This is a genomic window from Devosia sp. (genome assembly GCF_014860165.1).
Classification (GTDB): Bacteria; Pseudomonadota; Alphaproteobacteria; order Rhizobiales; family Devosiaceae; genus Devosia.
In genome coordinates this window covers 1-17,966 of the sequence record NZ_JACZKG010000025.1, presented here as the reverse complement: position 1 = coordinate 17,966, position 17,966 = coordinate 1, and the positions used below count along the sequence as shown (strand labels likewise).

Sequence of the window (17,966 nt, the reverse complement as noted above, 5' to 3'; positions counted from 1 at the left end):
CGTCATCGGCCAGGAATACGCCAAGCGCGTGCTTTCGGTGGCCGTGCACAACCATTACAAGCGGCTCGCCCACTCCGGCAAGAACTCGGATGTCGAGCTCGCCAAATCGAACATCCTTCTGATCGGGCCCACGGGTTGCGGCAAGACGTTGCTCGCCCAGACTCTGGCCCGCATCCTCGACGTGCCCTTCACCATGGCCGACGCCACCACGCTGACCGAGGCGGGCTATGTCGGCGAGGATGTCGAGAACATCATCCTGAAACTTCTCCAGTCCGCCGACTACAATGTCGAGCGGGCCCAGCGCGGCATCGTCTATATCGACGAAGTCGACAAGATCAGCCGCAAGTCCGACAACCCGTCCATCACCCGTGACGTCTCGGGCGAAGGCGTGCAGCAGGCTCTGCTCAAGATCATGGAAGGCACCGTGGCTTCGGTACCGCCCCAGGGCGGCCGCAAGCATCCGCAGCAGGAATTCCTGCAGGTGGACACGACCAATATCCTGTTCATCTGCGGCGGCGCCTTTGCCGGCCTCGAAAAGATCATCTCGGCCCGCGGCGAAGGCTCGGGCATCGGCTTCTCGGCAACCGTCAAGGACCCTAACGACCGTCGCGTCGGTCAGATCCTTGCCGATGTCGCTCCCGAAGATCTGGTCCGTTTCGGCCTGATCCCGGAATTCATCGGCCGCCTGCCGGTGCTGGCGACCCTCGAAGACCTCGACATCGCCGCGCTGATCGAAATCCTGACCGCGCCCAAGAACGCCCTGGTGCGCCAGTACCAGCGCCTGTTCCAGATGGAAGAAGTCGAACTGACCTTCCACGAGGACGCCCTCAAGGCCATCGCCGAACGGGCCATCGAGCGCAAGACCGGCGCCCGTGGCCTCCGCTCGATCATGGAAGCGATCCTGCTCGACACCATGTACGACCTCCCGTCCCTCGAAGGCGTGGAAGAAGTGGTGATCAGCGAGGAAGTGGTGCGGGGCAAGGACGTTCGTCCGCTCTACATCTACTCCGAGCGCAAGAAGGAAGACGCGCCCGCAACGGCGTGAGATTTCTGAGCGACAAAATTGAAAACGCCGGGTGATGAGCCCGGCGTTTTTCTATGCGTCTCTTCAAACCGCGACATCATTCCCGCCTGCGCGGGAATGACTCGGTGGGGGCCGCTGACCTCGTCATTGCGAATGGCGCGACCTCGGGCCTTACGCCGCGACCTGCGGCATCGGTCCCACATAGACCGACATCGGTCGGATCAGCCTTCCATCCAGTGCCTGTTCGCGGGCATGGGCGATCCAGCCACCCACGCGGCCCATGGCGAACACGCAGGTAAACGCCTCGCGCGAGAAGCCCAGCGCCTCCAGCAGCAGCGCCGTGTAGAATTCCACATTGGTATCGAGCGGCCGATCGGGCTTCTTGCGCTTGAGCAGGTCCAGCGCTGCTGCCTCGACGGCTTCGGCCAGCGCCAGCCGGGCAGGGTCGATTGCCCCTGAACCTGCCAACACGCGGACTGCACCCTTGAGCGCATCGGCGCGCGGATCGCGGACGCGATAGACCCGGTGGCCGAACCCCATCAGGCGTTCGCCATTGGCCAAGGCGCTTTCGAGCCAGGCAGGCGCATTGGCCGGCGTTGCCGCTGCATCGAGCATATCCAGCACCGGCCCGGGCGCACCGCCATGCAGCGGCCCCTTGAGGGCGCTCAGCGCCGCCAGCACCGACGACGTCAACCCAGCCTGCGTCGAAGCCACGACACGCGCCGCAAAGGTCGAGGCGTTGAGGCCGTGATCGGCCACCGTCACCAGGTAGCGATCCAGCGCCGAAACCTGCTGCATGCTGGGCATGGTTCCCGTCATCATGCGCAGGACATCTGCGGCATGGGGCAGGCCCGCATCCGGCGCGATCGGCGACAGCCCAGCCTTGAGCCGAAGCAGGGCTGTCGTAAACACTGATGGGGCCGCGACCAGCCGCAACGCTGCCGCCAGGTCATCGCCATCGTCGAGCCGCGCCAGCAGGGCCCGCATGCCTTCCACTGGGGGCAGTGCGACGAGCGCAGGGTCCGTCTGGGCAACATGCGCAAACACTTCCTGTCGCGCTGCGCCCAGCGCGGGCTGCACCGACCCCCGCATGGGAAAGAACCCATCAAACAGCAATTCCAGCACGTCCTCATAACGGCTGCTGGTGACCAGGTCGTCCAGCGACACCCCTCGCACGATCAGCCGGCCGTTCTTGCCATCAACGTCCGACAGCACGGTTTCGGCAGCGACGACGTCTTCGAGACCACTCTTCATGGTGTTGCTCCTATGGTTGTTGCCGACAAGGTAGACGTGTTAATATTGACGTCAATCTTGACCAATTGGATCAATGTCATGGACTGGCTGACCTCAGCCGAAGCGCTGACCCTGCTGGGCACCCAGCCACAGACGCTTTACGCCAATGTCAGCCGCGGCCGCATCAAGGCCCGCCCCGATCCCGATGACAGCCGCCGCAGCCTTTATCGCGGTGACGACGTGCGCCGGCTGGCCCAGCGCGCCGCCGGCCGCCGCAAGCAGGAAGTCGTGGCCACCGAGGCCATGCATTGGGGCGAGCCAGTGCTGCGCACCAGCATTTCCACCGTGGCGAGCGGTCGCCTGCTCTATCGTGGACAGGATGCTTGTGCGCTGGCCGATACGGCGACGCTGGAAGAGATCGCGGCCCTGCTGTGGCAGGCGCCGGTGAACCTGCCGGCGCTTGAACCGGCGGAGGGGCGGGGGGTGTCGGCGGCCTTTGTTGCACTGGCTGGCGCGGCGGCCCGGCCGGCTGTTTTTGCGCGCCATCCCGCCATGCTGGCGCAGGAGGCCGGCCGGGTGCTCGGGACCCTGGCGCAGCCGCTTGCGGGCGTCGAACGCCAGGATGAACCGCTGCATATGCGCCTGGCAAGAAGCTGGAACCGGCCCGGGGCCGCCGATGCCATTCGCCGCGCCCTTGTGCTGCTGGCCGACCACGAACTCAATGCTTCGACCTTCGCTGCGCGTGTGACGGTCTCGACTGGTGCCTCGCTTTGGGCCGGCACGCTGGCCGGGCTGGCTGCGCTGAGCGGTCCCCGCCACGGCCAGGCATCACGAGGCATTGGCGCACTGGTTGAGGACATCCGCTACGCAGCGGCGGCAGAGGAAGGGCTGCGTGACTGGCTGGGCGAAGGCCGCGAAGTGCCCGGCATGGGCCATCCGCTCTACCCCTACGGCGATCCGCGCTGCGCGGCGCTGCTTGATAGTTTCGAGCCGCCGCCGGCATTTCTGATCTATCGGGAGGCGGCTGAGAGCATCACCGGCGACCTTCCCAATATCGACTTCGCGCTGGCCGCGCTCGCGGCGCGCTTCGAGTTGCCTGACGATGCAGGCTTCACCCTGTTCGCGCTCGCGCGCTCAACGGGCTGGCTGGCACATATGATGGAACAGATCGGCAGCGGCGAGGCCATCAGGCCACGCGCGAGGTATGTGGGGGTGGGAGGTTAGCACCCTATTGGCGGATAGGTCGGCCGCGGGCCGGAGCGATGCCTCCCTAATCACTGCGTTCCCTCGGGCTTGGCCCGAGGGCCACTATCAACACGGTGCGAACGGTGAATGGCCCTCGGGTCAGGCCCGAGGGAACGCCGGTGATTTAGGCGACTTCCGTGGCTCGTGCGGCGGATCGCCCGTCCGTCGCAACCGTCCCGATCAGCTCCCCATAAAGGTTCTTCGGATCGGCAAGTTCCGGCACTAGGTCCACCAGCTTGCGGCGTGCCGCCGTCAAATCATGCACCAGCCTGAGGGCCGAAAAATCCTCGATGGCAAAACCGACAGAGTCGAACACCGTGACATCGGCAGCGTCGGTCCGCCCATCCTTGACGCCGGCGAGCACTTCCCACAGTTCGGCCACCGGATAGTCCGGTGCCGCCTGCTGAATTTCGCCCTCCACCCGCGTCTGCGGCGTGAATTCGACGAAATACTTTCCGACCCCGAGAATATCAGCGTGCAGTTCCGTCTTGCCCGGACAATCGCCGCCGATGGCATTGATATGGGTGCCCGGGCTCAACATGCTGGCGCTGACCACGGCCTGTCGGCCTTTGACCGCGGTGCACACTGTGACGATGTCGGCGCCTTTGACGGCTTCTTCGACCGAACCCGACCGCACCAGCTTCATCCCGAATCCGGCGGCATTGGCCATGAACTTGTCGACCGCGTGCGGGTCCGGGTCATAGACGCGGATTTCCTCGATGCCAATGATGGCCTGGAAGGCCAGCGCCTGGAACTCCGACTGCGCCCCGGCGCCAACAAGCGCCATGACCTTGCTGCCGGGCCGCGCCAGCACCGATGCCGCAAAGGCCGATGTCGCTGCCGTACGCAGCGCCGTCAGCAGCGTCATCTCGCTGATCAGCAGGGGATAGCCCGTTTCCACGTCCGCCAGTACGCCGAAAGCCGTAACGGTCAGCTTACCAGTCTTGGGGTTGGACGGGTGTCCGTTGACATACTTGAAGGTATAGAGCTGCCCATCCGAAGTGGGCATCAGCTCGATCACGCCGTCGCGCGAATGGCTGGCCACGCGAGCGGATTTCTCGAAATCGCTCCAGCGTGAAAAGTCGGACCGGACATAGCCGGCCAGTTGGGTGAGAAAAGCCTTTGTGCCGGTGGACCGGACTAGCCTCCTCATGTCTTCGACCCCGATGAACTGCGTCATTTTTGGCGCTCCCTAGATGCTGTTGGCTGCTTCGTTGATGTCCATGCGCGCCGTCTGGCGCGGCATGATCTGGCGGCCGAAGAGGCTCGCCGCCAGGTCGACCAGCAGCCGGGCACTCATGCCCGCCTGGTCGAGATATGGATTGAGTTCGACGATATCGAGCGAGCCCATCGTGCCGCTGTCATGGATCATCTCCATCACCAGATGCGCTTCGCGAAAGGTCAGCCCGCCGGCCACCGGCGTACCGGCGCCCGGCGCGATGGCCGGATCGATCGCGTCCACGTCGAGGCTGACATGCAGGTGTCCGCCAGCGGCTTCCACCCGCGCCAGAACTTCGCGCATCAGCGCCACCACGCCCATCTCGTCGATACGGCGCATGTCGATGACATCGACGCCGCGCATTTCCAGCAACTGCCGCTCTGGCCGGTCGATCGACCGAGCGCCGAAGATCGTCACGTTCCTCGGATCCACCAACCCGCGCCATTCGCCGTCATATTCCGGGCCGAAATCCGGCTCGCCACACAGCAGCGCCAACGGCATGCCATGGATATTGCCGGTCTCTGACGTCGCGGGCGTGTTGAAATCGCCATGCGCATCGACCCACAGCACGAAGAGCGGCTTGCCCATCTGCGCGCAGTGGCGGGCCACGCCCGAAATCGTCCCCATGCTGAGCGAATGGTCGCCACCGACAAACGCAGGAAGGCGCCCGGCGCCCAATGAAGCCAGCGCCAGCGTGCTGCTCTGCCGGGCGATATCAAGCACCTCGGCCTTGCGCTCGTTCGACAGCCGCCACGGGGTACCGCCCAGCGCGCGTTCATCCCAGGTGATGTTGCCGCGATCGGTCACCAGGTGGCCGAGCGTTGCCAGCGTCTCCAGCAAACCAGCCACCCGCATCGCCTCCGGTCCCATGCCGCTACCGCGACAGGACGCACCGGCATCGCTGGGAATGCCGAACAGATCGATAGCGTGGGTGGCAGGCTGGCTCATTGAACGGCTCCCTATGTTGAGCCCAGCGTGCCGCGAAGGGACGTGTACGAATAGCCGGAATAGTGCTATATTTGTGCAACCGATTGCTCATTTTGATAAGGCCAAGCGCACAAAATGATCCTGGACGACCTCGACTATCGCCTGATCGCGCTGCTGCGCACCAATGCCCGCACGCCGGTCAACAAGCTCGCCCTCGACCTTGGCGTCTCCCGCGCCACGGCCAAGGCACGCATCGATCGTCTTGTGGCCGGCGGCGCCATTGCGGGCTTCACCGTCGTCATGGCGGCGGCCCCCAGCCAGGGCATCCGCGCCATCACCATGGTCGAAGTCGATGGCAAGCACGAGGCGGCAGTCATGAAGCGCCTGCTCGGCATGCCCGAGGTGCGCCAGCTCCACAACACCAATGGTCGCTGGGACATGGTGGCCGAACTCGAAGCGCCTGATGTGGAAGCCTTCGACGACCTGCTGCGCCAGATCAGGCAGATCGACGGGATAGCATCCACAGATACCAGCATCTTGCTCAAGGCACGGCGGAGCGTGGGGTAGGGGCCATATCCACCGCAAACCTTAGGCACACCGCTGTTCCCGGCATGCTGCACATATCTCCTGTGCGTTCACGGATTAACCGTCACAAAACCGCAACGGTTGACTTGTGCGCCCCATAGGCGAACCTATTTATTAACCGGAATCAGCCCAACCTCGAAGCTTGGAGCTGTCTACAACGGGCGCGCACCAATTCTCCTTCCTCCCGCGCGCCCCGGAAAGGATACGAGATGACGGACGTCAATCCCACGGGCGGCGAAGCAAGCCGGGATCGCGTTTACCCAGTTCTCCCGCTGCGCGATATCGTCGTTTTCCCCGGCATGATCGTGCCGCTGTTCGTCGGCCGCGAGAAATCGGTCAAGGCGCTCGAAGAGGTCATGCGTGACGACAAGCATATTCTGGTCGTGACCCAGAAGAATGCGCAGGACGATGATCCAGCCCCCGACCAGATCTATGCCACGGGCACCATTGCCACCGTGCTGCAGCTGCTCAAGCTCCCCGATGGCACCGTCAAGGTGCTGGTCGAAGGCCTGAGCCGCGCGGTGATCGATCGCTACCTGCAGACCGAGGACTATTTCGAGGCCGAAGCTTCCGTGCTGCCCGAGCCGGCGGAAGACGCCACCGAGATCGAGGCCCTCAGCCGTTCGGCCACCACCGAGTTCGAGAGCTATGTGAAGCTCAACAAGAAGATCTCGGCCGAGGTCGTCGCTGCCGTCGGGCAGATCGAAAACCACAGCAAGCTGGCCGATACCATTGCCAGCCACCTGGTCATCAAGATCAACGAGAAGGAAGACCTGCTCTCCACCGTTTCGGTCGCCGAGCGCTTCCAGAAGATCCTTGGCCTGATGGAAGGCGAGATCGGCGTCCTGCAGGTGGAAAAGCGCATCCGTAGCCGCGTCAAGCGGCAGATGGAAAAGACGCAGCGCGAATACTACCTCAACGAGCAGATGAAGGCGATCCAGAAGGAACTGGGCGACGGCGAAGAGGGCTCCAACGAGATCGCCGAGATCGAGGAGCGCATCGCCAAGACCAAGCTCAGCAAGGAAGCCCGCACCAAGGCCGAGGCGGAACTCAAGAAGCTCAAGTCCATGAGCCCGATGTCGGCTGAAGCCACAGTCGTGCGCAACTATCTCGATACGTTGCTCGGCCTGCCCTGGGGCAAGAAGAGCAAGGTCAAGCGTGACCTGGTCCTCGCCGAAAAGGTGCTGGACGAGGATCACTATGGCCTCGAGAAGGTCAAGGAACGCATCCTGGAATATCTGGCTGTGCAGGGCCGCACCGGCACCCTCAAGGGTCCGATCCTCTGCCTCGTCGGTCCTCCGGGCGTCGGCAAGACCTCGCTGGGCAAGTCGATCGCCAAGGCGACCGGCCGCGAATTCGTGCGCATGGCGCTCGGTGGCGTCCGCGACGAAGCCGAAATCCGCGGCCACCGCCGCACCTATATCGGCTCCATGCCCGGCAAGGTCATCCAGTCTCTCAAGAAGGTGGGCAAGTCCAACCCGCTCTTCCTGCTCGACGAAATCGACAAGATGGGCCAGGACTTCCGTGGCGATCCCAGCTCGGCACTGCTCGAAGTGCTCGATCCGGAACAGAACCACACCTTTGCCGATCACTATCTCGAGGTCGATTATGACCTTTCGGACGTGATGTTCGTGACCACCTCGAACACGCTCAACATCCCCGGCCCGCTTATGGACCGCATGGAGATCATTCGCCTCTCGGGCTACACCGAGCAGGAGAAGCATGCGATCGCCAAGCAGCACCTGATCCCGGAGACGCTCAAGGAAAACGGGCTTGCCCATGGCGAGTTCGAGCTTTCCGACGAGATGCTGACCGCCCTGATCCAGCGCTACACCCGTGAAGCGGGCGTGCGTAACCTCAAGCGCGAAATCAGCAAGCTGATGCGCAAGGCCGTGGCCGAGATCGTCAAGACCAAGGTCAAGTCGATCACCATCGACGAGGAGAAGCTGACCAAGTATCTCGGTGCCGATATCTACAAGCACGGCGAGATCGAGGCGGAATCGCAGGTTGGCCTGGTCACGGGCCTGGCCTGGACCTCGGTTGGCGGCGAGCTGCTGACCATCGAAGGCGTGATGACGCCGGGCAAGGGCCGCATGACGGTCACCGGCAACATCAAGGAAGTGATGAAGGAATCGCTGACGGCGGCGACGGCCTATGTCCGCTCCCGCTCCATCGATTTCGGCATCAAGCCGCCGATGTTCGACACCCGCGACATCCACGTCCACCTGCCTGAAGGCGCGACGCCCAAGGACGGTCCGTCGGCTGGCATTGGCCTCGCGACCGCCATCGTCTCTGTCATGACCGGCATCCCGGTCCGCAACGATGTCGCCATGACTGGCGAGATCACGCTTCGGGGCAGGGTGCTGCCGATCGGCGGCCTCAAGGAGAAGCTGCTGGCAGCCCTCCGCGGCGGCATCAAGACTGTGCTGATCCCCGAAGAGAATGTCCGCGATCTCGCCGAGATTCCTGACATCGTCAAGGAAGGCATGGAAATCGTGCCGGTCAGCCGCATGGACCAGGTCATCGAGCGAGCGCTGGTGCGCAAGCCCGAACCGATCGAGTGGAACTTCGACGAAGCCACGCCGGCCGTGTCCACCACGGTCGACGCCGCCTCCGACGACGCCACGGCCGGCCTGCCGCACTGAGCAGGTTTGACTGAATGAGAAACGGCGGCCCGCAAGGGCCGCCGTTTCTGTTTGCGCGTTTGATACGGGTCAAGCTCCCCGCCGAGCTTCCGCCCTAGGCTCCATCGGCGCACGGGACGGAGAAACGTGGTGGAGCAGGCTGTGGGAGACTATGCCGATCCGGCGGTGATGGACTGGCTGCTTGCTGGCGATGTCGCCATAGAATTTCAGGCCCGGCGCGACCTGCTGGACGATGCGGACCGGCGGTTACAGGCCCGGATAACAAATGAAGGGTGGGGCCGGCGTTTCCTCGCCGCACGCAATGCTGATGGCAGCTGGGGGGAGCGGTTCTACCAGCCCAAGTGGATCAGTTCGCACTATACCCTGCTCGACCTCAGGACGCTGGAGATCGATCCGGGCAATGCGCAAATCCAGCAGAGCATTGCCAAGATCATTTCCGAGGAGAAGCGGCCCGATGGCGGGATTGGCCCGGCCCGGTCGATCCCAGCAAGCGATGTCTGCGTCAACGGCATGTTTCTCAACTATGCAACCTACTTCCAGACCCCGGAGACCGACCTGCAGTCCATCGTCGATTTCATCCTCGCGCAGCGGATGGACGATGGCGGGTTCAACTGCCTGAGGAATACGTCGGGCGCGCAGCACAGCTCATTGCATTCCAGCCTGTCGGTGGCCGAGGGAATTCAGCAATATGCCGCGAGCGGCTATGCCTATCGGCTGCCCGAGCTGATCGAGGCGGCAGATTCAGCGCGCGACTTCATGCTCCGGCACCGGCTGTTTCGCTCGCAACGCACTGGCGAGATCATAAGTCCGCAAATGTTGCGCTTTCCGTTTCCGCCGCGATGGAAGTTCAACATTCTGCGCGCATTGGACCACTTTCGGTCCGCCGGCCAACCCTGGGATTCCCGCATGTCGGATGCGCTGACAATCGTCGCCTCGAAGCAGCGGCCGGATGGAAGATGGCTGCTGGCGGCGCCCCATCCCGGTCAGGTCCATTTCCAGATGGAACAGGTCGGACAGCCCAGCCGATGGAATACGCTCCTCGCCTTGCGTGTCCTTCGCAGGTTCGGTTCCCGAATGGCGGCAACCCAGGCGATCTAACCGGAAACGGCGGCCCGAAAGGCCCGCCGCTTGTTGGCCAGCGCGGACGCCTCGTTGGGTGCTAACCCGCCATGCGCTCGAACCTCTGCACCGCCGGATCGATCACGTCCCAGGGATGGCCCCGCATGCTGTAGGTCAGCGCCTGCGGGTTGAACTGGCCGGGATCATCGAGCGCGGTCGCATGGACCGCGATCAGGTCCGGCATGGCAGCGAAGGTCAGATAGACCGGCGTACCGCAGGTGGGGCAGAAAGCGTGCAGCTTGTCGTGCCCGCTGTCGGCAGTGACGCGCCATTCCGACGCCTCACCGGTGATCATCATGTCGCTCCGACGCGAAAAAGTCAGGTAAGAGCTATGGCCGGTTCCACTGCGCTTCTGGCAATCGAGGCACTGGCAGTGGTTCTGGAAGATCGGCTGCTCGCCTGTCTCGAAGCGGATCGCGCCACAGGCGCAGCCGCCGGCATAGGACGTTGCCATGGGTTGGGCTCCCTGCGTCATGTCACAGGCTCGGCCAACTCGGGCAGGTCCGCCTTGCCGGTTTCGATCAGCTGCCTGAGGCTGCCCTGGATCAGCGAGGTCCAGGCGTCCGTGCAGATGTCGTAGCACTCCACCTCGGGCTTGAGGCCGACATGGGTGAAGGTGACTTCGGTCTGGCCGCCAGTACGGACAATGTCGAAGGTGATCGTGGTGCCGGTCCATTCGGTCCGGTCCTTGGGGAAGCTGAGGTCAGCGTCGAGCACCTGCCAGGCGACACGCCGGCCCGGCACCAGTTCGGTGACCTCCTGCCTTGAATAGTGGATGTCCTGGTAGCGATAGGTGAACACGTCGCCGAGCGCGGTCGTGTCGCCCTCGAAGGCGCCGGTCCACCAGGCGCGGGGATTGATGATGGCAGCGAAGGCGGCCTCGGGGCTCTGGTTCACCCTGAAGGTGGCGGTGTAGCTTGGTGTCGTCGTCATGACTTGCTCCTTGGCTGGTCTGTGGCCGGCGCGCACCTGTCCATGCCCAGAACGGGCACGGGCTGCGGCCGGATGGAAAGTTGGTTGGGCGCTACTGGCGGCCGTCAGGCCGCTTTGGGCTTGGCGAAGATGTCGAGCCCGCGGCCCGTTTCGAGGAAGGATTTGAGGCTGGACAGCACCAGCGGCCAACCCTTGGTGACCCCCTTGGCCATACCGCCGCCGGCCTCAAGTTCGTCATGGGCCACCGTCAGCCGCACCATGTCTTCATATTCCTCGATATCGAAGGTTACCCGGCTGTAGCTTTCCGGATCGGCCTCCTGCGATGCGTTCGTCCATGTCATGACGAGGCGTTTCGGCGGCGAAGCCTCGATCACCTTCCCGACCAGTTCGACCGTGCGCTGGTCATTGGCCCGGATGTGTTCCCAACGCGATCCCGGCTGCCAGTCGGACACATTCTCATGCCCCCAATAGCGCCTTGCCAGGTCTGGCCTGGTAATGGCCTCGAACACCTTGTCGGGTGTCGAGTGGATGTAGGTCACGTACAAGAAGCTCGTCTTCTCTTTGGCGGTCATTCCTCGTTTCCTTCGAGTTCCGTTTTCAGCTCGTGCAGCACGCTTAGCCTCTGGCGTTCGAACTTGCGCACCCACCTCTCGTAGATGTCGTGCAGCGGCACCGGATTGATGAAGTGCAGCTTCTCCCGGCCGCGTTTGGTCGTCGTCACCAGGCTGGCTTGCTCCAGCAGGGCGAGGTGTTGCGTGGCCGATTGCCGTGCCATGTCCAGGTTTTCGCAAAGCTGCCCGAGCGTCTGTCCGTTCTTCTCGTGGAGAAGATCGAGCAGTCGCCTCCGTGTGGGATCGGCCAGCGCCTTGAAAACCTTGTCTGTGTCCATTGCTCTCTCAAATCTGCCTTACAATATGCAGGCGATTACCTGCATGTCAAGTGCAGGCATTTGCCTGCATTTTCCTGCCGGCATGTCGCGAAGGGCAGGGGGCGGAACTGCTCCTGTCGAATCCTGTCAGCACGACCCGTCATAAGCACGCCGGGCTTGTAACGCGCCCGTGAACACCCTACCTCCCTTTGCCGGCTGGCGGAGCTAACAGGAGCATCCCTTGAACAAGGCCCTAACCGTCATTCTCGCCGCCGTAACGCTCGATGCAGTGGGCATCGGCCTGATCTTCCCTATCCTGCCGGCACTGCTCCGCGATGTCGGCCACATCTCCGAAGTGGCGACGCTGCTCGGCCTCATGCTGGCGCTCTATTCGGCCTGCCAGTTTCTGTTTTCGCCGATTCTCGGCGTGCTGAGCGATCGCTTCGGCCGGCGGCCAGTGCTGCTGGTGTCGCTGGCTGGCGCGGCCATTGACTACCTCATCATGGCCTTCGCACCCGAACTCTGGATACTCGTCCTGGGCCGCGCCATCTCGGGCATCACCAGCGCCAACATGGCGGTGGCCACCGCCTACATCACCGATATCTCCAGCGAGGAAGAGCGCGCCGGCCGCTTCGGCCTGTTCCACGCCATGTTTGGCATCGGCTTCATCATCGGTCCCGTCATTGGCGGCGTGCTGGGCGACTATTGGGTTCGTGCCCCCTTCATCGCCGCGGCGCTGCTGAACGGCGCCAATTTCGCGCTGGCCCTGTTCGTGCTGCCGGAATCGCGCAAGGGCACGCCGGGTGCCCGCTTCACCTGGGACACGCTCAATCCGTTCAAGCCGCTGAAATGGGCGCTGACCTTCAAGGCGCTGATTCCCCTGATGGCCATCTTCGTCATCATGAACTTCGTCGGCACGATGTACGGCACCATCTGGGCGCTGTTCAGCGAGGACAGCTTCCAGTGGAACGGCATGATGATCGGCCTGTCGCTGGGTGCATTCGGCGTATTCCATGCCGGCGCCCAGGCCTTTCTCACTGGTCCGGCCGTGGCTCGGCTCGGTCAGCGCTGGGCCCTGATCGTGGGCATGGCCTGTGAACTGACCGCCCTGGTTCTGGTCGGCATCGCCACCCAGGGTTGGGTGCTCTTCGCCCTGGCACCGCTTTTTGCCCTGGGAGGCATCGGCATGCCGGCGCTGCAATCGCTGACCACGACGCAGGTCGGTCCCGACAAGCAGGGGCAATTGCAGGGCGTGCTGGCGAGCCTTGTCAGCCTCGCCGCCGTCTTCGGGCCGCTCTTCTTCAGCTTCGTCTATTTCGGCATTCGGGGCACATGGCCCGGCCTGATCTGGATTATCGGGGCCGGGATTTACCTGTTGGCACTTCCCCTGATGCTCGGAATCAGGCGCCCTGCAACGGCGGTTCCTGCGGCCGGTGAATAGCTCCGAAATCCGCAGGAAAGCCCGGAAAACCGGCGAAAACCAACAATCCGGACTTGCAGGGTCGAAGTTTCCAGTCCATTAACAGCTTTGCACCGTCCGGCCTCGCAAAAACCCCGGAAATCCTTGCCTTTCGAGCAGAATCGACCAAGGGTTGCCGCGTTTCAGGGTTCGCCAGCGGGGCGGGCAATTCACTGTGAGGAAACGCTATGAACAAGAACGATCTGGTTGGCGTCGTCGCCGACAAGGCGACGATCACCAAGGCACAGGCCGCTGAAGCGGTTGACGCAGTGTTCGAGGCAATCACCGGCTCGCTGAAGTCCGGTGAAGAAGTCCGTCTCGTCGGTTTCGGCACCTTTGCCGTGTCGCAGCGCAAGGCTTCGACTGGCCGTAACCCGGCCACCGGCGCCGAGATCAAGATCCCGGCCTCCAACCAGGCCAAGTTCAAGCCCGGCAAGGGCCTGAAGGATGCGATCAACTAAAAACCGATAGGGGATCGGTAACACCGTCCCCAAGGGACCGGCATACCGGCCCTGTGATCGGCATGCTGATCGGCCCCGAGCGCCTCGCGCCGGGGCCATTTCATTTTTGCCGGTTGACGCTGGCGGGCAGGGGCCCTAATCAGGGCCACCTTGCTTCGGACCGGTCGGTCCTGCGGGCGATTAGCTCAGTTGGTAGAGCGCTTCGTTTACACCGAAGATGTCGGCGGTTCGAGCCCGTCATCGCCCACCATCCCCTCCCGTCATTGTCTAGGTTAGCAGTGTGCTAGCCAATTGCCCCGAAGTGCCACTGTGTGGCGGTGCGCGTGTCATTCTCCCATCCCACATCAACATTTCCGCGCTAGCGGCTGTTCAAGCGTAGCTTTTCCACAGTGAAGGGCGGTGTTCTTGAAAATGTCGCATCATTCCGGATTTGGTCGCTTGACTTGACCATGGGCGCTCGGTAAACGGACGCCACGTTGCAGGAACGCCTTGTGTTCCCTCGCTGCGGGAGTAGCTCAGTTGGTTAGAGCGCCGGCCTGTCACGCCGGAGGTCGCGGGTTCGAGCCCCGTCTCTCGCGCCACCCTTTCCCAGGGTTTCAGCGTTTTCCTTGACATACCAAGCCATGGCAACTGCGCCACGCGCCGCATGAGCTTCATTTCGCCGTGAACCGGCTGATCTGCTGTAACCGGGAGCGCATATAAGACGAACTGACGTGCAGATTGTTCAAACCAAGGTTCTGCAAATGCCCAGTTCTTCCGTCGCTATCCGCACCACCGGCCGCCGTTCCGTTCTGGCTGCCCTGCTCATTCTGCCCGCTTTGGCGACCGTGCTGTGGAATCAGCCGGCACCCGCACAGGAGGCTCCCGTGGAAATCCCGCCACCGGCAGCCGACCTGACGGAACAGGGCTCCTCGGCCACCGCAATCTTTGCCGGCGGCTGCTTCTGGGGCGTGCAGGGGGTGTTCCAGCATGTCAACGGCGTCACCCGGGCCGTATCGGGCTATTCGGGCGGCGCCGCCGACACGGCCACTTACGAGCAGACCGGCAGCGGCACCACGGGCCATGCCGAAGCGGTTGAGGTCACCTACGATCCATCGGTGGTGAGCTATGGTGACCTGCTGCAGATCTACTTTTCAGTGGCCCATAACCCGACCCAGCTCAATTACCAGGGACCGGACCACGGCACGCAATACCGTTCGACCATCTTCCCGGTGAGCGACGAACAGGCCGAGATCGCCCGCGCCTACATCGCCCAGCTCGATGCGACCGGACTTTTCGAGGGGCCGATCGTCACCACCATCGAGCCGTTCGAGGCCTTCTATACGGCCGAGCAGTATCATCAGGATTTCCTGACGCTGAACCCTACCTGGCCCTATATCGTCTTCCACGACCTGCCCAAGATTGCTGCGCTCAAGCAGCTGTTTCCCGATGCGTATCGTGACGAACCGGTGCTGGTGGGCACCCTCTAGAGGCCGCCCGCAGGCGCGGCCGGCGGGTGTGACCCATCGGCAACGCCTTGCCTCCGCCCTATTTTGGCCGCCTGAGGGACGGTTTTTCGCCCCTCAGCCCGAGCAGAACCGTTGCTGTCGGCCATTCCCGTACCCACATGTGTTGAGTCGCACTTCGGGATGGCCCCCATGACCCAAGGCGGAACCGGCGCAGCAGCGCCGCGTTCCACATTCCGACGGTCCACTAGCAAGGAGAACAGCGATGAGCTTGTTCAACAAGATGGCGCTTGCGGCGCTCGCCACCACCCTTTCGATGGGGACCGCCTTTGCCGCGGACCTGATTACGGTTCCGACCAGCACGCCTGCCGAAATGCCGGTCTATGAGGAGCTCGGCTTTGACTGGAGCGGCTTCTACGCCGGCGTCTATGGTGGCGCGCAGAACGGCGCGACCAGCGGCACACAATATGGACTTGGCGTTCAGGCCGGTGTGAATGCGCAGTTTGACTTCTACCTGCTCGGCGCCGAAGTGGCCGTGCATGGCCTGACCGGGGGGGCCGTGGGCGACACAACCTATGGCCAGATTCTCGGTCGCGCCGGCCTTGTCGTCAGCGACGATGTTCTCGTCTATGCCGCTGGTGGCTACGGCATCGACCTCGGCCCGCCCGACGAGCAGGACGTGCTGCTTGGCGGCGGCGTCGAACTTGCTGTCACCGACAGCATCACCGTTGAAGCCCAATACCTGCACGGCTTCCCGCTCAACGGTGGAACCAACGGCAAGGACCAGTTCACCGTCGGCGCCAACTTCCACTTCTAAGGCGACTCACCGTCCACCTCTACAACGGCCCCGCCTCAGGCGGGGCCGTTTTCATTCATACGGCCGCTTGACGGCGAGACTCACTCATGTCCACATTGCGACACCTCGTCGCCCCATGAGTACGCCAGCTAGATCAAATTTGTCTCAAATTGGGCCAATTGCGCGGCATCTGCGCAACACGTGCCCCGAAATGGTCATTCGGCGTTATCTGCGTTGCCCAAATTCGGCGACCAAAGGCTTGTCACGCGCGTTAGCCTGATGCATCTAGTCGGTCGACTACGGTTAACTCTATGGGAGTGCAAGATATGTTTGTACGTTCGCTTTCTCTCGGTGTGGCTGCTGCCGCGCTGCTCGCTGGTGGTGCTCAGGCCGCCGATCTGATCATCCCGACCACCCCGCAGCCGATCTATGAAGCTGCTGGTTTTGACTGGGAAGGTCTCTATGCCGGCGTTCGCGTTGGTGGCCAGTTCGTTGGCGCCGATGCCTCCACCTATGCCGGCTATCCGATCAACTCGACCTCGGGCGTTCTCGGCGCTGCCGTCGGCGTGAACTTCATCCCCGTTGATCCCTTCCTGATCGGCGCTGAAGTCACCGGCGACTACATCTGGAACAACGCATTCAGCACCGGCGAATTCTTCGCCAACCTGCGTGCTGGTGCTGTCGTGACCGATTCGGTTCTCGTCTATGCAATCGGCGGTCTCGGCACCAACAACCGTACCGGCTTCTCGCAGGGCGTGTACCAGCTCGGTGCCGGTGTTGAACTGGCTGTGACCGACTCGGTCACCGTTCGCGGTGAACTGGTTGGCCAGGGCGACTTCGACGGCGCTGCCGACCCCTTCTTCGAGGGTGCCAAGGCAACCGTTGGCGTGTTCTACCACTTCTAAGTTCTGCAATCGGGCAGGGCGGCTTGCCGCCCTCTCGACCTAGCGTCTTGCGAACCCAATTCGGCGAACCGCAGCAGCGGTTCGCCGTTTTGTTTTCCCGCCCTTTGCGCGCTGCCGACTGCCATTTCCCTTTCTAGAATCACCCATCGCGCGAGCATGCCATTGCCGTGAACTCGGCCCCGGCTGCCGCAGAGTTGCGCATATTCGGCGAAGCAAACATGATTGTTCTTCTCATATTTTCTTTCCCTTGAAACCGGATAGCCAAAGGTCTAAGCCCAAGCCATCAACGTTCGCGTTGGTTGGCTCGCCCCAATTGCTTGCGCAACCCTCGCACCCGGTCGCCCGGCCGGACTAAAAACAGGCTGCCGCATGACTGATTTGCTCAGCGACTATCTGCCGATTGTCATCTTCCTCGCCGTGGCCGGTCTCATTGGCCTGGCGCTGCTGGTCGCCCCCTTCATCGTCGCCGTGAAGAACCCCGATCCCGAGAAGGTTTCGGCGTTCGAGGCTGGCTTTGAAGCATTCGACGATGCGCGCATGAAGTTCGATGTTCGCTTTTATCTCGTCTCGATTCTCTTCATCATCTTCGATCTCGAAGTGGCGTTCCTGTTCCCATGGGCCGTGGCCTTCCGCGAGGTTGGCTGGTTCGGTTTCTGGTCGATGATGATCTTCCTCGGCGTTTTGACCGTCGGCTTTATCTATGAATGGCGGAAAGGGGCCCTGGAATGGGATTGAGCGAATCGAACGGCACGCTGGTCGCGCCGCGTCCCACTGGCCTGATCGACCCCCGTACCAACAAGACCGCCGGCGCCACCGACCCATTTTTCACCGACGTTACCGACGAGCTGGCGGACAAGGGCTTCCTGGTTTCCACGGTTTCCCAGCTGGTCAACTGGGCGCGCACGGGCTCGCTGATGTGGATGCAGACGGGTCTGGCCTGCTGCGCCGTCGAGATGATGCAGATGTCGATGCCGCGCTACGATATCGAGCGCTTCGGCACGGCCCCGCGCGCCTCGCCGCGCCAGTCCGACGTGCTGATCGTTGCCGGTACGCTGACCAACAAGATGGCTCCGGCGCTGCGCAAGGTCTACGACCAGATGCC

At 63.0% G+C, this 17,966-nt stretch carries 19 protein-coding genes and 2 tRNA genes; 14 read left to right on the top strand and 7 right to left on the bottom strand.

Translation table 11 applies throughout. The features are described 5' to 3' along the window. The coding region (gene clpX / locus IH615_RS05870) for an ATP-dependent Clp protease ATP-binding subunit ClpX (RefSeq protein ID WP_291360601.1) at positions 1–1,045 on the top strand (1,045 nt) is incomplete at its 5' end. A gap of 150 nt (positions 1,046–1,195) precedes the next feature. On the opposite strand, the gene IH615_RS05865 is transcribed toward clpX, so the two are convergent. Continuing rightward, positions 1,196–2,278 carry a citrate synthase/methylcitrate synthase gene (locus IH615_RS05865; RefSeq protein ID WP_291360599.1) on the bottom strand — a complete coding sequence of 361 codons (1,083 nt, stop codon included), beginning with the start codon at positions 2,276–2,278 and terminating at the stop codon, positions 1,196–1,198. Positions 2,279–2,356: 78 nt separating this feature from the next. Between IH615_RS05865 and IH615_RS05860 the strand changes: the two genes are divergently transcribed. Next, positions 2,357–3,481, top strand: coding sequence for a citrate synthase (locus IH615_RS05860; protein WP_291360603.1), 1,125 nt, complete (start codon positions 2,357–2,359; stop codon positions 3,479–3,481). A gap of 145 nt (positions 3,482–3,626) precedes the next feature. Here the strand turns inward: IH615_RS05860 and IH615_RS05855 are convergent, their stop codons facing one another. Together IH615_RS05855 and rocF are read right to left on the bottom strand one after the other, a co-directional pair. Next, positions 3,627–4,682 carry an ornithine cyclodeaminase gene (locus IH615_RS05855; protein ID WP_291360597.1) on the bottom strand — a complete coding sequence of 352 codons (1,056 nt, stop codon included), beginning with the start codon at positions 4,680–4,682 and terminating at the stop codon, positions 3,627–3,629. A 12-nt stretch (positions 4,683–4,694) separates the two neighbouring features. Further along, complete coding sequence (gene rocF, locus IH615_RS05850; protein ID WP_291360590.1) at positions 4,695–5,669, bottom strand: arginase; 975 nt, start codon at positions 5,667–5,669, stop codon at positions 4,695–4,697. Positions 5,670–5,789: 120 nt separating this feature from the next. On the opposite strand from rocF, the gene IH615_RS05845 reads away from it, so the two are divergent. From IH615_RS05845 to IH615_RS05835, 3 genes are all read left to right on the top strand, one after another. Further along, on the top strand, positions 5,790–6,215 hold the full coding sequence (locus IH615_RS05845) for an Lrp/AsnC family transcriptional regulator (RefSeq protein ID WP_291360602.1): 426 nt from the start codon (positions 5,790–5,792) through the stop codon (positions 6,213–6,215). Positions 6,216–6,442: 227 nt separating this feature from the next. Beyond that, a complete protein-coding gene (gene lon, locus IH615_RS05840) occupies positions 6,443–8,878 on the top strand; it encodes an endopeptidase La (RefSeq protein ID WP_291360589.1) in 2,436 nt (811 codons plus the stop codon). A 129-nt stretch (positions 8,879–9,007) separates the two neighbouring features. Next, positions 9,008–9,976, top strand: a complete 969-nt coding sequence (locus IH615_RS05835; RefSeq protein ID WP_291360587.1) for a hypothetical protein — start codon at positions 9,008–9,010, stop codon at positions 9,974–9,976. Positions 9,977–10,037: 61 nt separating this feature from the next. Here IH615_RS05835 and IH615_RS05830 read toward each other — a convergent pair whose 3' ends face one another. The 4 genes from IH615_RS05830 to IH615_RS05815 all read right to left on the bottom strand — a co-directional run bounded on the left by IH615_RS05830 (position 10,038) and on the right by IH615_RS05815 (position 11,819). Further along, positions 10,038–10,451: a GFA family protein gene (locus tag IH615_RS05830; RefSeq protein WP_291360586.1), complete on the bottom strand. Its 414-nt coding sequence runs from the start codon at positions 10,449–10,451 to the stop codon at positions 10,038–10,040. Between the two features lie 17 nt (positions 10,452–10,468). Continuing rightward, positions 10,469–10,930, bottom strand: a complete 462-nt coding sequence (locus tag IH615_RS05825) for an SRPBCC domain-containing protein (protein WP_291360584.1) — start codon at positions 10,928–10,930, stop codon at positions 10,469–10,471. 104 nt (positions 10,931–11,034) lie between these two features. Then, positions 11,035–11,502 (bottom strand): SRPBCC family protein, encoded by a 468-nt coding sequence (locus IH615_RS05820; protein WP_291360583.1) that lies wholly within the window; start codon positions 11,500–11,502, stop codon positions 11,035–11,037. Then, complete coding sequence (locus IH615_RS05815) at positions 11,499–11,819, bottom strand: metalloregulator ArsR/SmtB family transcription factor (RefSeq protein ID WP_291360580.1); 321 nt, start codon at positions 11,817–11,819, stop codon at positions 11,499–11,501. The genes IH615_RS05820 and IH615_RS05815 overlap by 4 nt, the downstream gene beginning before the upstream one ends. 220 nt (positions 11,820–12,039) lie before the next feature. On the opposite strand from IH615_RS05815, the gene IH615_RS05810 reads away from it, so the two are divergent. The 9 genes from IH615_RS05810 to nuoB form a co-directional block, all read left to right on the top strand. After that, positions 12,040–13,239 (top strand): TCR/Tet family MFS transporter, encoded by a 1,200-nt coding sequence (locus tag IH615_RS05810; protein ID WP_291360578.1) that lies wholly within the window; start codon positions 12,040–12,042, stop codon positions 13,237–13,239. Between the two features lie 206 nt (positions 13,240–13,445). After that, positions 13,446–13,718, top strand: coding sequence for an HU family DNA-binding protein (locus IH615_RS05805; RefSeq protein ID WP_056234092.1), 273 nt, complete (start codon positions 13,446–13,448; stop codon positions 13,716–13,718). Between the two features lie 174 nt (positions 13,719–13,892). Beyond that, positions 13,893–13,968, top strand: a tRNA-Val gene (locus IH615_RS05800). Positions 13,969–14,222: 254 nt separating this feature from the next. Beyond that, positions 14,223–14,299 (top strand) — tRNA-Asp (locus tag IH615_RS05795). Between the two features lie 162 nt (positions 14,300–14,461). Then, a complete protein-coding gene (gene msrA, locus IH615_RS05790; RefSeq protein ID WP_291360576.1) occupies positions 14,462–15,187 on the top strand; it encodes a peptide-methionine (S)-S-oxide reductase MsrA in 726 nt (241 codons plus the stop codon). A 241-nt stretch (positions 15,188–15,428) separates the two neighbouring features. Further along, positions 15,429–15,980, top strand: a complete 552-nt coding sequence (locus IH615_RS05785; RefSeq protein ID WP_291360574.1) for a porin family protein — start codon at positions 15,429–15,431, stop codon at positions 15,978–15,980. A gap of 305 nt (positions 15,981–16,285) precedes the next feature. Further along, on the top strand, positions 16,286–16,864 hold the full coding sequence (locus IH615_RS05780) for a hypothetical protein (protein ID WP_291360572.1): 579 nt from the start codon (positions 16,286–16,288) through the stop codon (positions 16,862–16,864). A 369-nt stretch (positions 16,865–17,233) separates the two neighbouring features. Beyond that, complete coding sequence (locus tag IH615_RS05775) at positions 17,234–17,599, top strand: NADH-quinone oxidoreductase subunit A (protein WP_291360570.1); 366 nt, start codon at positions 17,234–17,236, stop codon at positions 17,597–17,599. Next, the coding region (nuoB, locus tag IH615_RS05770) for an NADH-quinone oxidoreductase subunit NuoB (protein ID WP_291360568.1) at positions 17,590–17,966 on the top strand (377 nt) is incomplete at its 3' end. The genes IH615_RS05775 and nuoB, both read left to right, overlap by 10 nt.